This window comes from Verrucosispora sp. ts21, assembly GCF_002879555.1.
Classification (GTDB): Bacteria; Actinomycetota; Actinomycetes; order Mycobacteriales; family Micromonosporaceae; genus Micromonospora; species Micromonospora gifhornensis.
This window is the reverse complement of sequence record NZ_PNOZ01000004.1, coordinates 50,557-65,387: the sequence shown is the minus strand read 5'-3', so window position 1 is coordinate 65,387 and position 14,831 is coordinate 50,557. Positions and strand designations below refer to the sequence as shown.

Genomic DNA, 14,831 nt, shown 5'->3' with positions numbered 1-14,831 from the left:
GATGAGGCGCGACTTACCGACCTGGTGCCGACCCCGAATGGTGACCGCCAGTCCGGCCCTGCCTGTTGCGAGCCGGTCCAATCGCTTTTGCAACAAGGCAAGTTCGGCCGCTCGGCCGACGAAAACCCCGCCATCAGGTAATCCCGATCTACGTAGACGACAACTATGTAGATGCGGTCTACCCAACTCGCTGCCGCTCGACGTCCGGCCAGTCAGCACACCGGCCGGTGCCGTAGGCGTGGTGCCGCGCCGCTGCGGGGAGACGGCAGCGCGCACCGCGCGCGGCACCAGGAAGCGGACCTTTTGTGCTGCCCTGAGCACCCGTGATGACGTCGTGCATTGCCAGGTTGTCCACAGGTGCTTGGTGCGCCCTGGTTCTTCGGTACGCCGAGACGTCGCGGGTGACCACCGCCAGTTCCTTCAACCCGTCGATCGGCCACTGGTCGAACTGCCGCCGCACGCCGCGCTACTCACTGGCAGCGGGCAGGCGCGGTGGTGCGCCGCCCGTCTTGAGGAAGGTGCCCGCTACCTGTATGGCCGTGTCTGGTCGCAGCCGGAGATGCTCGGTGGGGTATTCGGTGGGTACTCCGCCCAGGTCGAAGTGGAGTTCCTGGTCAGGCGGTGGCACTGTGGGGTCGTTGAGGTAACCGCCGTCGTCGGCGATGTGTACCGCGAAGGCGTGGGCGCGGTGGCCGAGCCCGATCTGGACGCCGGGTGGCAGGTCGTCGGAGTCGTCGGTGATGTCGCTGAAGATCGTGACGACGACGGCCTCGCCGGCCTGGTGGATATCGCGCAGGAGGGCTTCCAGGGCCGCGGGGTCGGTCAGGTCGACCTCGTGGTTGTCGCGGTGGTCGCCCCGGTCGTAGGTCCAGGTCACCTTCATGCGATCGCCTTTCCGTTGCCGGTGTAGGTGCGCCAGTGGCGTACCTGCGCGTCATCGTCGCGTACGTAGACGTCCAACTGCGCGCCGGCTGGCAGCAACCGGGAGAGGATCTTCTCGCAGCCGTAGGGGGTGTAGTCGCAGGGCGGATTGTTCGTGACCACGGCCGCCCGAGTGACGTGTTCGCGGCGCATCCGGGCGGCGAACTTGGCCTCCAAATGATCGGTCGTGGTGGCGATGAGTTGGTAGGCCGGTTTGAGGTCGACGGCGGCAGCCGAGTCACGGCCAGACTTCATGGGTATCCGCTGTCCATTGATCAGCGCCACACCGGAGGTCGGATCCTTTGCCTCCCGTCGAGGCAGGTCGCGAGCGGCGTCCGTCAGCCACTCGGGAAGCGGTTCGGACGGGGCAGAGTCCTCGGTAACACTGCTGAAGGTGTCGCGGCGGGTGGGCGGTTGGCTGATGGGGCCACCACCGCCCGTCGTCAGTTTCCCAGCTCACCGACCTGCCGAGCCTGCGCCAGCGCCGCGTCGACACGGCCTCGGGCCTCAGCCTTTCGAGTACGGACCCCCGCCAGAATCTGCATCACCTGCTGCAGACGCGCCAGCGTCGGACCGGGCTGACCGCCCTGCAACGCTGCCACGACGAGCCGCCGCGCCTCGTCGACCGCGGACGCCGCCGCTGCCACGCTGCCATCCACCGTATCCAACGCCGCGACTACCGGGGCGAGCACGGCTCGTCTCCTGTGGCGACGATTGTTGCGCCACAGAACCTACCGACCGCGATGCCTCACTCAGGACGCCCGATGCCTCGTTCAACCGGGACCGGGCCTGCCCAAGCACCTCTCGTGCCCGGCCGAGAGCGGCCGCGATACCAATAAAGCCAGAGGCCACCGCCCGAGCGGCGACCTGCTCGATGGCGCGGTCGATCGCCGCGGTCTCATGCTGTGACCGGTCTACACCCGCGGTCATCGCCAGCAAGTCGACGCCGATGGTGTCGGTCAGCGACATCGCCCAATCCCCCGCTCGAACGCCTCGCGCCTACCACCCAACGGTGGCAGCCTAGAGACGCTCGCCAGCGGAAAACAACATCGGGAAGCGAAGCTGCCGGAGATGTCTTCCGCCTGCTTCCGGCGAGCGGATCCCGGATGTCCGGGCCATCGGTGTGCACCGAGAAGAGTCGCCGGCCCGTCGACGCGTTCACGAGCAGACCCTCGTTCCGGTATCGCAGAAAGTCGCCTCGGGGCATGGTCAACGCCGCCGCTGGTTGCGAAACTGCTTCAATCTGGGCCAGCACGGGCAATCGGGGCTCTCAAACACCTCGGCAGCTATGTGTACTGGCCAGGCGACACCCTGTCCCCGGCCGGTGGGCCTGACCACCAGCCGGGCCGGGCTCGGCGTCGGCACGACCCGGACGGAGGAAGCAATGTCCCGCGCACCGCTGTCCCTGCCGCAGCCGCCGGCGCGCGCGTCCGAGTTCGGTCGGGACGCGCTCATCGTCTGCGAGAACCTGGTGCGGATCTACCAGACCGGTTCCATCGAGGTGCAGGCCCTGCAGGGACTGGACCTCACCGTGGACAGCGGGGAGCTGGTCGCCGTCGTCGGCGCCTCCGGGTCGGGCAAGTCGACGCTGCTGTCCATCCTGGCCGGTATCGACGCCCCCACCGCCGGGCGGGTGCGGGTCGACCGGTGGAACCTGCTGGGGATGTCCCGCGCGGACCGGGTGGACTACCGGCGGCACACCGTCGGGTTCGTCCGGCAGCAAACGGCGAGCAATCTGATCCCGTACCTGACGGCACGGGAGATGGTGGACCTGCCCATGACGGCGGCCCGTACCGGCAAGGAGGAGCGCCGCAAGCGTGCGGCTGAGCTGTTGGACAGCCTCGGTGTCGCCGACTGCGCCGATCGCCGCCCGGGGCAACTGTCCGGAGGGCAGCAGATGCGGGTCGCGATCGCGGTGGCACTGGCCAACCGGCCGAAAGTGTTGCTCGCCGACGAGCCGACCGGCGAGTTGGACGCCGCCACGTCCGCGGAGGTTTTCGGTGTGCTGCGGGACGTCAACCGGCGCTACGGCGTCACCGTTGTCGTGGTGACCCACGACCCGGAGGTCAGCGGCCAGGTCGAGCGGACCGTCGCGATCCGGGATGGGCGTACCAGCAGCGAGGTGCTGCGCCGCACCACCACCGATGCGGTGGGTGACACGCACATGGTCGCCGAGGAGTACGCCGTGATGGACCGTGCCGGGCGGGTGCAGGTGCCCCGCGACTTCCGTCAGGCGCTGGCGCTGACCCGACGGGTCCGGCTGGCCCTGGAAGCCGACCACATCACGATCCGCCCGTCGGGAGACGGCGAATGAGCAGCGAGCCGCTGCTGCGCGTACGCGGCGTGCATCGGCGTTTCCGCACCGGGCCGACCGTCGTGCACGCGCTGCGCGGTGTGTCGTTCGACGTGGCCGCCGGTTGCATGGTGGCGCTCGTCGGCCGGTCCGGCTCGGGCAAGACCACCCTGCTCAACGTCATCGGTGGTCTGGATCGCCCGGACGCCGGCACAGTGCACGTCGACGGCGCGGACGTCACCGCGCTCGACGAGGACGGCCTGTCCCGGCTGCGGCGCGAGAAGGTGTCGTACGTCTTCCAGAGCTTCGGGTTGATTCCGGTGCTGTCGGCGGCGGAGAACGTCGCCGCCCCGCTGCGGCTGGCCCGCGTCGCTGCGGCCGAGCGGGAGCGGCGGGTCGAGTTGCTGCTGGATCTGGTCGGTCTGGCCGACCATGCCCGGCAGCGGCCGGCCGAGTTGTCCGGCGGGCAGCAGCAGCGGGTGGCGATCGCCCGCGCGCTGGCCGCCTCGCCCCGGCTTCTGATCGCCGACGAGCCCACCGGGCAACTGGACGCGGAGACAGGCCTGTCGGTGATGGCTCTGCTGCGTGGGGTGGTCGAGTCCGAAGGTGTCACCGCGCTGGTGTCCACCCACGATCCGGTGATGATGGCGTTGGCGGACCGGGTGATCCGGATCCACGACGGTCACCTCCATGACGAGGCAGCCGGGCAGCTGGGCGAGCCTGTGCCGGACGCGGGGTGACGCCGGCGATGCTGAGGCTCGTCCGGCGGCGTGCCCGCGCGCAGTGGCCGTTGCTGGCGGCCCTCGTCGGGGTCGTCACCGTCGGCGCGACCCTGCTGGGCACCTGCACTCTGTTGAGCACCCGCACCGCCGAGCGGGCGTTGGAGGTCGCCATGGCTCGCGCCGCCCCGGCCGCCGTCGACGTGACCGTCTACACCGGCACCGTCGAGGGCCCGGACGCGCAGTCCGTCGCCGCCGACACCCGCACCGTGCTGGCCGCCACGCTCGCACCGTTCCCGGTGACCACCACTACGCGGGCGTCGACGGTGCTGCGGGCGCTGCCACCCGCACTCGCCCCGGGCACCACCGTCGGAGCCCAGGCGTACCTGTCGGGGCTGGACGACCTGCCGACCCGAGCTGAGCTGGTCACCGGGCGCTGGCCGCGTGAGCGTGGTGACGCGGTGGTGTTGGAGTCCACCGCCCAGCTGATCGGCCTCACCCCGGGTCGCCGGGTGCGCCTCGGCGCCGAGCTGGCCCACGAGCCCGTCCCGGCCATCGACGTGAGGGTCGTCGGTGTGGTGCGGCCGTTGCCGGGGCGCGGCTGGGACCGTGACCCGCTGGCCGCCGCGGGCTCCGCCACCGGCTACCACGACGGCCGCTTCCAGCAGCCGGTCAACGCCTACGGCCCGTTCCTCGTCGATCTCGCCGACCTGCTCACCAGCGGCGCGACCATCGGCCGGATGGAGGTCACCGCCCATCCGGACCTGTCCCACGCCCACCGACGCGACCTGCAGACCGTGGCCGGCGCCGTCCGCAACGCGGACCGTCGGCTGGCCGGTACCCTCGGTGACCGTGTCCGGCTCGCACGGGTCGCCTCCGACCTGCCGTCGACCCTGCGCTCCGCCGACGACCAACGGCACGCCACCGCCGCCCTCGTGCTCGCCATCGCCGTCCTCGGTGGTGTCCTGACCGCGACGGCACTCGTCCTCGCCGGCCGGCTGACCGCCGGCATACGCGCCGACGAAACCGCCCTCCGGACCGCCCTCGGCACCAGCCGCCGCCAACTGGCCGCCACCGCGACACTCGACGGCGGGTTCGTCGCCGCCGTCGCCGTCGTGCTCGCGATACCGGCCTCGTCGGCCCTGCACGCCGGCCTGACCCACCTGCCTGCCCTGGACGACGCCGACCTCACCACCGCGCCGACCGTCACCGCCGCCCAGGTCCTCACGATCGTCGGCGGCGCGCTGGTCCTCGCCGCGATCCTCACCGTCCTGGCGATCCGACCCGGCCCGGCACCCGGCGACCGCCGCACCCGCCGTGAACTGCTGGCCCGATCCGGCGCCGACCTGATCCTCGCCGCACTTGCCGCCACCGCATGGTGGCAGCTGTACGCGCAGCCCACCACCGCCAGCCCCCGCGCCGACACGGTCCGCATCCTCGCGCCGGCGTTGCTGCTCACCACCGGCGCCGCCCTGGCACTGCGGGTGGTACTGCCCGCCCTGCGCGGCGCCGACCGGCTGGCGTACCGGACCCGTGGGCTGGCGCTGACGCTGGCGGCCTCCGAGGCCGCCCGCCGACCCCAGGCCGTCGCCGCCGGGCTCCTCGTCGCTCTGGCCTGCGCGGCCGCAACCTTCGGTCTCGCCTTCGACACCACCTGGCACCAGTCGCAGCGTGACCAGGCCGCGCTCTCCGTCGGCACCGACCTGGCAGTGTCCCTCGACGCGACGCCCGTGCCCGGCGACGGCGCGAACCTCGCCGCAGCCACCGCCGGGACGGTGAGTCCCGTCCTCGACCGGGGTACCGCCGTCGGTCAGTGGCTCGGCACCGCCGGCGACGCACCGCGCCTGGTCGCCGTCGACACCACCCGCGCCGACGCGCTGCTGCGCGGACGCCTCGACCACGACCGCACCTGGACGGACATCGGCGCACCGCTCGCCCCACCCACCCGAGTCACCGGCCTGCCCGTGGCAGCCGGCGCCCCACTCGTCCTGAGCGGCACCACGACCGGCGGCCCCCCACTCACCGTGACACCCCAGCTGCTGCTGCAGGACGCCACCGGTCTGCGCACACCCTGTACCGGTCCCCCCGTGCCGCTCGACGGCCGCACGCACCGGCTACCTGAGTGCGCGACCGCCGACGGACTGCACCTCGTCGCGGTGTCCCTGCCGGTCACCGCCGACCCCAATGCCCCACTCGGCAGCCCCATCGGCATCGCCGTCACCCTCACCGTGCCGCCCACCACATCGGCGGACGGATCGCAGTGGACGGCCACGTCCGCGCCGCCGATCCCGACCAAGTTACGCAACCCGACCGTCGTGCTCTCCGCCACCGCGGCGGGGACCGCGCTGCGGATGGCGGCGACCGTCGACCTCGGCGACGCGGACGCCGCCCGCACCCTCGTCGCCACCGCCTTCCCCGACCCCGGTCCGGTGCCCGTCGCCGTCGGCACCCGCTTCGCCACCGCGGTCGGCGTCGACATCGGCAGCCAACTCAGCATCACCGTCGGCACCACGCCCGTCCCGATCGTCGTCACCGAGATCGTGCCGACCGTACCGTCCGCCCCCGGCGCCGCCGCCGTCCTGGCCGACCTGGACACCCTGTCCCGCGCCCGCGCCGTCACCGGCGACCTGACATTCCCGGTCGACGCCTGGTGGGTCGGCCACCCCACCGGCCCCGGTGCCGCCGAGCGGGCCACCGCCCTGCACCTGGGCACCGTCACCACCCGCGACGCGGAAACCGCCCGCCTCACCAGCGGCCCGCTGCACGCCGCGCTGCCCGCCGCACTCCGGCTCGTCGTCCCCGCCTCGGCCCTGCTGCTGCTCGCCGGCATCATCGCGCACGTGACCTGCGATCTGCAGGTCCGCGCCGTAGAGGTGGCTCGGCTACGTGGCCTGGGGATGACCCGACGCGGCATCCGGGCCGTACTCCTCGGCCAGCACGCCGTCATCCTGCTGCCCCTGCTCGCCGCCGGCACGGCCGTCGGCGCACTCGCCACCCGCCTCGTCGCTCCCCTGCTCGTACGCTCCGACACCGGCGCCGCACCCATCCCGGCCGCCCAACCGCACTGGCCGTGGCCGGCCGAGGCCACGCTGCTCGCCGTCCTGCTGGCCGGCTGCCTGCTGACGGTCGCCGCGGTGGTCAGCGTCCAGGTCCGCCGGGCCGACGCCGCGCACCTGCGGGTGGCACCGTGAACCGGTGGCTGACCCGCCGGTGGCCGGCCCCGCACTGGCCCAGCGTCCGCGGCCGTGGCCGCACCGACGCGGGCGCACTGCTGCTCACCGCCGCCGTCATCGCCGTCGTCGCGCTGCTCGCCGCAGCCGTGCCGGCGATGCTGCGTGCCGCCGCCGACGACGCCGTCCAGGACACGGTCCGCCGCGCCGGCAACGAGTCGCACCTCCTCGTCCACGCCGACTGGGAACGCGACGACGGCCCGACCGGCGGACGGCTGCGGATATCCCGCCTCGCCGACGACGTCGACGACCTCCGCGCCCGGGCGACCTACACGCTCGGACCCGACCTGGACACCGCACTGCTGCCGTCCATCGCCGTGGTCAACAGCCCGGTCCTGCGCATCACCGACGGCAACCTGCCACGTACCGTCCAGCTCACCTACCTGGCCGATGACCTCGACGGCCCGGACGTGACCTGGATCGCCGGCAACGCACCCGGCCCCGCAATCCCCGAACGGTCCATCGAGATCCCCTACCACGGGCCGCCCTGGCCGGTGCAGGTCGGCCTCTCCGAGGCCGACGCCGCCGCCCTCCAGGTCGGCCCCGGTGACCGCATCCCGGCCGAGGACGACCACGGACGCGACAAAGACATCCGGATCAGCGGGATCTACCGACCCGCCGACAGCACCGACCCCGCCTGGCGACTCGCCCCGGCGCTGCTGCGCCCCGTGCCCGGCGCCGACGGCCCAGGCACCACCCGCGTCGCCGCCCTGCTGTCACGCGAGTCGCTGCCCGACGCCCGACTCGCCTTCGACCAGGACCAACTGCGGCGCACCGTCCACTTCGCCCCCGCACCCGACGCACTCACCTGGGACGCCACCGCGACGCTCGCCGACCAGGTGGTCAAACTCAAGGCATCTTCCGGCTCATCAGCCGCCCGCGACGGCTCCCTGAAATGGGAATCGCAGCTCGACAGCGTCCTGCGCGACGCCCGCACCCAGATCAGCGCCGCCTTCACCCAGGCCGCCGTCCTGCTCGCCGCAGTCCTGACCGCCACCGTACTGGTCCTGCTGCTCGCCGCCGACCTGCTGGTCCGCCGCCGTACCCCGGCGCTGAGCGCCGCCCGGCAACGCGGTGCGGCGCTACCGGACCTCGGCGCGGAACTGATCATCGAGTCCACCGTGGTGTCCCTGTCGGCCGCCGCCGTCGGCCTCGCACTCGCACACACCACCGCACCAGGCGCCTCCTGGACCTGGACCATTCCCGTGGTCCTGGCCGGTGCCCTCGCCGGACCGACGTTCGGCACCCTCGCCGCCGCCCGCGCCAGCCGCGACCGACACCAACCCGCCAACCCGGCCGCGCGGCGCTGGATCCTGACCACCGGCCGGCTGCGCCGCGCCGCCGTGGAAACCGCCGTACTGATCGCCGCGGTCGCCGCCGTCGGCACACTGCACCAGCGCGGACTCCTACCCGACACCGCCAACGGCGACACCGGTGAGCTGACCGGCGACCTGATCCTCCCGATCAGCGCCGTCGCCCTGGGCGCGCTCGCCGGCGCACTCGTCGTGCTGCGGCTGCTGCCCGTCGGACTACGGCTCGCCCTCCGACAGGCCCTGCGCTCGCGTCGCCCGCTGGCCGTGTTCGGCGCTGCCCGGGCGGCCACCACCGCCGCACGCGCGCTGCCGCTGCTGGTGCTGATCAGCGCCACGGCGCTCGCGTCGTTCGCACTTGTCGTCGGCGCCACCATCACCCGAGGTCTCGACGACGGCGCATGGCACACCACCGGCGCCGACGCCCGCCTCGACATCAGCAGCGACGTCCAGGCCGCGACCCCCGCACTCGCCGAACGCATCGCCGCCGCACCAGGGATAGAGCAGGTCGTCGCCGCACAGATAACCGACTCCGCACCGCTCTTCACCGAATCGACACTGCTCACCCCACGCCTGGTCATCGTGGACGCCGCCGCGTTCGGCCGCCTCCTGGCCACCACCCCGCTACCCGACGCCCCGGCACTGGCCCAGCTCACCGCACCCGGACCTGACCCCGCCGCCGTGCCCGCGCTGGTCCGATCGAGCACCGGCGACCTGCACACCGGCACGCAGCTACAACTGTCCCGCGACACCGGCCCGACGATCCGCCTCACCGCAGTCGGCACCGCTCCCCCCGTCGGCGGCGCCGGCGACGTCGTCATCGTGGACGCCGCCGCCCTCGCCGAGGCCGGGCTGCCCGCCGTACCCAACACCATCTGGGTGACCGGACCTGGCACAGCACAGGCCGTGTCGAACAGCGGCGTCCCCGCCGACATCGTGCTGCGCACCGACATCCTGCAGGCACAACGAGTCGCGCCACTGACCGCAGGAACACTACGGCTGGCATGGACGACCGCCGCGGTGCTGCTGGCGCTGGGACTGCTCGGCCTCACGCTCGCCGCCGCCGCCGGTGCGCAGGAGCGGTGGCAGACCCTGACCCGACTGCGGACCCTCGGCCTGCGGCCACGCGACGCCCGCTGGGTCGCCGCAGGAGAACTGCTGCCACCGGTCGTGGTCGCCGCGATGTGCGGCCCGCTACTCGGGGCCCTGCTCGCGCACCTGACGCTCGGCCCGCTCGAGCTACGGCTGCTCACCGGCCAAGCCGCCGACCCGGCCACGGTCCTGCCGTGGTGGCTGCTCGGCCTGACAGGTGTGGCACTGGTGGCGGCGGCCGCCGCAGTCGTCCCGGTCGAGGCGGCGCTGCGGCGACACGACCGGCTCAGCGAGGTACTCCGCGCCGGCGAGTAGCCGGCTCATGCTGCCACGATGCGAGGCGTCGAGGGCCACCAGCACTCCGGGGAGTAACGCCGTCGCCCGCGGGTCAGCCCGCACCCTCCCCGCACAGTCTCCGTCCATGGCGGTGAACACGCCCTGCGCACCACGCAGGGCGCGCCAACGCGACCTCCTCCGCCGCCGGGTCATCCTGGCCGAATAGCCGCACCAGCCCTCACGAACATCGTGCCAGAGCCCGTATCCACTGCCGACATTAATGGCGATTCAACGATCACGGACCAACCCACAAACAGGGAAGCCGACCTCCGGTCCGACCTCACATACCGACCTACGGTCCGACCAGCACCTGACCAGCGAATAGTTCGCCATTCACAGAGGAGAGGTAGGTTCGAATAGCCGCAGACTCCGCCGACCATCGCAGTGTCGCCCACGAAATCGCCCATGATCCTCCCGTAAGATTGACTTGCCAGTCAGGTCGATCGGACCGACAGCGGCAAACTGCGCTGGACGGCCTACGCGAATTCCAGGCGGGCTGATCGCCTGAGCGTGTGTGACGAGACGTGCTGGCCGTGGCGTGAAGGAGGTGTCGGTGCCCCGCCATCCCGAGACGGCCATAATCCCTAACTCATTGCTTGCCGATGCGCGCCGTCGGCGGATCTCACCGCGCCGCGCTGGCCAGCGCATGTCCCGTGCCGAGTTGGCCGACGCCGTCAACGCTGCCCTTGACCGCCTTTACCCTGGGCAGAATCTGGCCGCTTACTATGTCGATCATCGGTGGGTCGGCAAACTTGAGCGTGGGGAGCATCGCTGGCCCAGCCGGGAGCGCCGCGACGCCCTACGCCAGGTGCTCTCTGCCTCCACTGACGCCGACCTCGGCCTCTACAGTCCGCGACGCACACCAGACAGCACCCCACGTCGCCCGATACCGGACCGTCCAAGAATTTGTCGATCGCTCCTGGACGATGAACTCGCCTGCGCTGATCCGCAGGCGTGGCATGACGAACTCGATCAGCTCACCGCCCAGCCTCCACAGACGTGGCCTGAACTCGGAATCCGCGTACGGGAACGCCTAGAGATCCTCGACGCCCTGCAACGCGGCGGTACCCGTCCGGACCTCGCAGGCGTGGACGCCCGCTGGTCGGAGTTCATGAGCTGGATTGCCGACAACACCACCATCGCTCCTGACGGTGGAGTATGGCTCGACCGGTCGCGCCGTCGTGCCGTCGAAGCTGGTGACCTGCCACTGACCGCCTACGCCTGCATGCGGCACAGCCAGCGCGCTCTCGACAACGGCGACATCCGCGTCGCGATCACCTTCTCACGGCGGTCCTTGACACCCGGCCCGGTCCCGGCCCGCACCCGCGCATTGTGCTTAGCCCGCATGGCGGAAGCCCTTGCCGCCAGTGGCAACGACGACGACACCACCGCCGCCATTACCGCCGCGCGCCGTGAACTCACCAACGTCGGCGCCACCACCGGCGACGACCACTTCGCCCGGCATTGCGACCTGCGCTACGTTGCCGCCGTCGACGCCCGCTGCCGTTACCTACTCGGCGACGCAGCATCGGCCACCATGATCTTCGAGGAACTCCTCGACGATCAACCACCCGTCACTCTCATCGATATCGGGCTCTGGCATGCCCACCTCGGCGAATGCTATCTGCACCACGATCCCGAACGCGCCGCCCACCACGGCAGCAGCGCGCTTCGCCTCGCAGACGAAACCGCCTCCTACCGGATCATCCGCGCGATCGGCCCACTCGCGATAGCGCTACGCCAGCACCACACGCTCCCTGCAGTCCGCAGCTTCATCAACGGGCATCGCACCGCAGTGACGCGCCAGTGACAAAATGACCGAATGGACCTGCTACCGACCGCCACCAGCACCGACGTCGCAGCCCGGGCACCTGAGGTAGCAGTTCTGCCCATCGGCAGCTTCGAACAACACGGATCGTTCCTGCCCCTGACCACCGACACGATCGTCGCCACCGCCATCGCCGCAGCCATCGCACAACGACACAACGTGCTGCTCCTACCGCCGATCACACTGTCCTGCTCACACGAACACGCCGGCTGGCCCGGCACCGTCAGCATCAGCCACCAGACACTCTCCGCACTCATCGACGACATCCGCGCGTCGCTCGCCGCGAGTGGCATCACCCGGCTGGCCATTGTCAACGGCCACGGCGGCAACTACGTGCTGTCCAACATCGTGCAGACCGCCAACGCCACCGCCCCCGGCTCGATGACTCTCTTCCCCACCCGCACCGATTGGGACAAGGCCCGACAGGACGCGCACCTGGACACCGACGCCCACCACGACATGCACGCCGGCGAGCTGGAAGTATCCATCCTCCTGCACGTCCTACCCCACACGGTCGGCACCGACTTCACCACCGGCGACCACACCGCTGACGACCGCACCATGCTGCTCGTCAAAGGAATGCGCGCCTACACGAAAACCGGAGTCATCGGCCAACCATCAGCAGGCACCCCAGCCAAAGGCCAAGCCCTCCTGACAAGCCTCGCACAATCCTTCGACAACCACGCCACCATCCTGCTCACCGACGACAGACCCAAAGATCCTCGGCCGGGTTCCTAGCCCCTGCCACCAACCACCGCCACCTATCGGTGCAGCAGACTCCCCAGACCACCGGCGGCTTCAGGGACCAGAGGGCTATCGTGCCGATGGTCAGACCCATCAGGAGTGGTCCGAGGAGCAGGCAGCGGTGCCCGACGACCAGCAGCTATACGCTCCCGTCGCTCGGATCGGGACGCGGGCAGCACCGGGTCGACCCTGCGCGAGTAGCAGGGCCGCGCCACCAGTAGGTGCACTTCCACGTCCTCCCGGACACGAACTCGCGTGCAGGCGTCGACCTGCTGCGAGTTCGGTCAGTCCAGGAAACCCCGGAAGGCTCCGTCGGCAGTGGCCCGAGCAACTTCCGCGTACTCGTCGAAGTCCATGTTTCCGAGGGCCAGGTTGCTGTTGAAGACCTCGATCCACCCCGGCACGATCCGGAACTCCCGTCCGAACTCCAGGATCGTCTCGGCCTCCTGGGGGTCCAGTCCGCTGGTGACCGCGACAGCGAGCAGTTTGTACTCAGGGTCGGCCAGGGTGGCCGCGTCCGCGATGAACACGACGGCGAGGTCGTCGTCGCCGATGGCCGCCAGCACGTCGTCCACCGATGCCCCCGCCCAGGCCGGGTCCTCGACGATCAGAGGGGGCACAACGGCAACTTCCCCGTCGAGGTCTTCCCCGTCGAGCAGGCCACTGCGGTCACCGGCCTGCAGTTCTCGCCGCACCGTCTGCCAGGTGGCTTCGTCAGAGTAGTCGGTCCTGATGATGACGGCCGAGAGATCATCCCGGGTGTTCGAGCTTGGCATGGTTTGCACATTGGGTAGAACGGGACGGGGTCCCGCCGGTTCAGCGCATCATGAGCACCTTCGGCTCCGCCGGCCCCGACCGCCCCGCATCGACCACGTCCGCCCGCCCTGCACCAGGCACGGTGCAGGGCGGCTCGATGAGGCGGTCCATCGCGGCGCGGCCGCCGGTCTCGTGGCCACGGTCCCGCCGCCCACCGATGAGCCGTCCCGCCCGGCCGGCGGCTGGTCAGTGGCCTGACCTCGGTGCGCACCGAGTTCTTGGTCTTCCGTTCGAGACATCGGCCACGCCCTGACCCGCCGAGTCGCCGAGATCCGGGACGCGCGACTCGCCTTACGCCCGCACATGGCCAGGGTGACCGCGCTGGCCATGCAGTTCACGGAGCGGGCCGGACTCGCCACCGGAGGACCACGAGCCGCTGAGGAGGCGCACATTGGCCTGCGCGCTCGCGCAACCCCCTCCGCGCAGGCGCTGCGGTCACGCTCCCTCTACCCTCGGATGACTTGCACGCCCCTGCGGCGCTTACGCTGGCGAGATCGCCTGGCTGACGTCGTGTCCATCACCTACACCCGGTCGTTCGTGGTAGCCCGGAGGCTTGCTGCCTCCCGGCACCTGCCCGCCTCGCAGTCCATCCTTGGAGGCACCAGCCGATGAGAGCTCGATACGCCAACCTCGCTCGTATCCGCGCCCACAGCCCCGAGCATGACTACCTGGCCATCTATCAGACGATGCTGCGGTACGAGTTCCCGTGGGACATGAAGCTCGGGCTCAACCTCGCCTTCAACCGATCCTTCTCGATCCCGTCGATCTCGGCCGTGCACGTCGCCACTGGCGAGCTGACCGAACGTGCGCAGAAGCGCATCGACGACACCGGACTCCTCATGTACGAGATGATGCTCAACGGCTTCGACCAGCCGCGGGGGCGGGAGGCGCTGCGACGGGTCAACCAGATTCACCGCCCGTATGACATCGGCAACGACGACTACCTCTACGTCCTCGGCTGTCTGGTGGTGATTCCGACTCGCTGGCTGCAGCGGTACGGCTGGCGCCGCCCGTGCTGCCACGAACGGCAGGCCACCTACCTCTTCTATCGGGAGCTCGGCCGCCGGATGGGCATCCACGACATCCCCGACTCCTACGAGGCGTTCGAGGCCTGGTTCGACGCCCACGACGCGGCGCACCTGAAGCCCAACGACGACGCGGCCGCCATCGAGCGGGCCACCCGCATGCTGATGCTCACCCGCATCCCCAAGCCTCTCGCGCCGCTGGGCAACGCCCTGGTCAGCGCCATGTATGACGCGCCACTCCGCCGGGCGATGCGGCTCGATACGCCGGCGTGGCCGGTCCGGGCTGGCCTGCACCTGGGTCTGAAGACGCGCTCGCGGTTGCAGCGTTGGTTCGGGGCGCCCCGGACGACGCCGTTGTTCGCCGACGGGATCAAAACCAAGAGCTATCCCGACGGGTACGAGATCAGCCGCCTCGGTCCGCAGGGAGCCCCGGCGCCTGACCGTCCCGACGCATGAGCGAGTGGCCGGTGTTGCCATCGTCCGCACTGGCGGCAAGGTAACCAGGGCTCCCGGACGC

At 71.0% G+C, this 14,831-nt stretch carries 11 protein-coding genes and 1 pseudogene; 8 read left to right on the top strand and 4 right to left on the bottom strand.

The features are described 5' to 3' along the window. Nucleotides 1–466: 466 nt before the first annotated feature. From C1A38_RS02540 to C1A38_RS31580, 3 genes are read right to left on the bottom strand one after another with little or no spacing between them, the layout of a single operon-like run. Complete coding sequence (locus tag C1A38_RS02540) at nucleotides 467–883, bottom strand: Imm1 family immunity protein (RefSeq protein ID WP_102656205.1); 417 nt, start codon at nucleotides 881–883, stop codon at nucleotides 467–469. Continuing rightward, nucleotides 880–1,344, bottom strand: a complete 465-nt coding sequence (locus C1A38_RS02535) for a DddA-like double-stranded DNA deaminase toxin (protein ID WP_286046111.1) — start codon at nucleotides 1,342–1,344, stop codon at nucleotides 880–882. Before C1A38_RS02535 ends, C1A38_RS02540 begins: the two co-directional genes overlap by 4 nt. Before the next feature lie 20 nt (nucleotides 1,345–1,364). Further along, the gene (locus C1A38_RS31580) at nucleotides 1,365–1,613 is read right to left on the bottom strand and encodes a DUF6244 family protein (protein WP_233196566.1); all 249 of its coding nucleotides are present in this window, start codon (nucleotides 1,611–1,613) and stop codon (nucleotides 1,365–1,367) included. 692 nt (nucleotides 1,614–2,305) lie between these two features. On the opposite strand from C1A38_RS31580, the gene C1A38_RS02525 reads away from it, so the two are divergent. The 6 genes from C1A38_RS02525 to C1A38_RS02500 all read left to right on the top strand — a co-directional run bounded on the left by C1A38_RS02525 (nucleotide 2,306) and on the right by C1A38_RS02500 (nucleotide 12,467). Further along, nucleotides 2,306–3,235 carry an ABC transporter ATP-binding protein gene (locus tag C1A38_RS02525; RefSeq protein ID WP_102656270.1) on the top strand — a complete coding sequence of 310 codons (930 nt, stop codon included), beginning with the start codon at nucleotides 2,306–2,308 and terminating at the stop codon, nucleotides 3,233–3,235. After that, nucleotides 3,232–3,954 (top strand): ABC transporter ATP-binding protein, encoded by a 723-nt coding sequence (locus tag C1A38_RS02520; RefSeq protein ID WP_102656203.1) that lies wholly within the window; start codon nucleotides 3,232–3,234, stop codon nucleotides 3,952–3,954. Before C1A38_RS02525 ends, C1A38_RS02520 begins: the two co-directional genes overlap by 4 nt. An 8-nt stretch (nucleotides 3,955–3,962) precedes the next feature. Further along, a complete protein-coding gene (locus C1A38_RS02515) occupies nucleotides 3,963–7,124 on the top strand; it encodes an FtsX-like permease family protein (RefSeq protein ID WP_102656202.1) in 3,162 nt (1,053 codons plus the stop codon). Further along, nucleotides 7,121–9,880 (top strand): FtsX-like permease family protein, encoded by a 2,760-nt coding sequence (locus tag C1A38_RS02510; protein WP_102656201.1) that lies wholly within the window; start codon nucleotides 7,121–7,123, stop codon nucleotides 9,878–9,880. The genes C1A38_RS02515 and C1A38_RS02510 overlap by 4 nt, the downstream gene beginning before the upstream one ends. 574 nt (nucleotides 9,881–10,454) lie before the next feature. Then, nucleotides 10,455–11,711 carry an NsdA family TPR-like regulatory protein gene (locus tag C1A38_RS30600; protein ID WP_146017410.1) on the top strand — a complete coding sequence of 419 codons (1,257 nt, stop codon included), beginning with the start codon at nucleotides 10,455–10,457 and terminating at the stop codon, nucleotides 11,709–11,711. A gap of 12 nt (nucleotides 11,712–11,723) precedes the next feature. After that, on the top strand, nucleotides 11,724–12,467 hold the full coding sequence (locus C1A38_RS02500; protein ID WP_102656199.1) for a creatininase family protein: 744 nt from the start codon (nucleotides 11,724–11,726) through the stop codon (nucleotides 12,465–12,467). Between the two features lie 290 nt (nucleotides 12,468–12,757). On the opposite strand, the gene C1A38_RS02495 is transcribed toward C1A38_RS02500, so the two are convergent. Beyond that, complete coding sequence (locus C1A38_RS02495) at nucleotides 12,758–13,249, bottom strand: DUF6924 domain-containing protein (RefSeq protein ID WP_102656198.1); 492 nt, start codon at nucleotides 13,247–13,249, stop codon at nucleotides 12,758–12,760. 265 nt (nucleotides 13,250–13,514) lie between these two features. On the opposite strand from C1A38_RS02495, the pseudogene C1A38_RS32310 reads away from it, so the two are divergent. Both C1A38_RS32310 and C1A38_RS02490 read left to right on the top strand, forming a co-directional pair. Beyond that, nucleotides 13,515–13,901: pseudogene (locus tag C1A38_RS32310) on the top strand (DUF6545 domain-containing protein); the annotation flags it as partial. Next, nucleotides 13,898–14,770 (top strand): oxygenase MpaB family protein, encoded by an 873-nt coding sequence (locus tag C1A38_RS02490; protein WP_102656197.1) that lies wholly within the window; start codon nucleotides 13,898–13,900, stop codon nucleotides 14,768–14,770. The pseudogene C1A38_RS32310 and the gene C1A38_RS02490, both read left to right, overlap by 4 nt. Nucleotides 14,771–14,831: the final 61 nt, after the last annotated feature.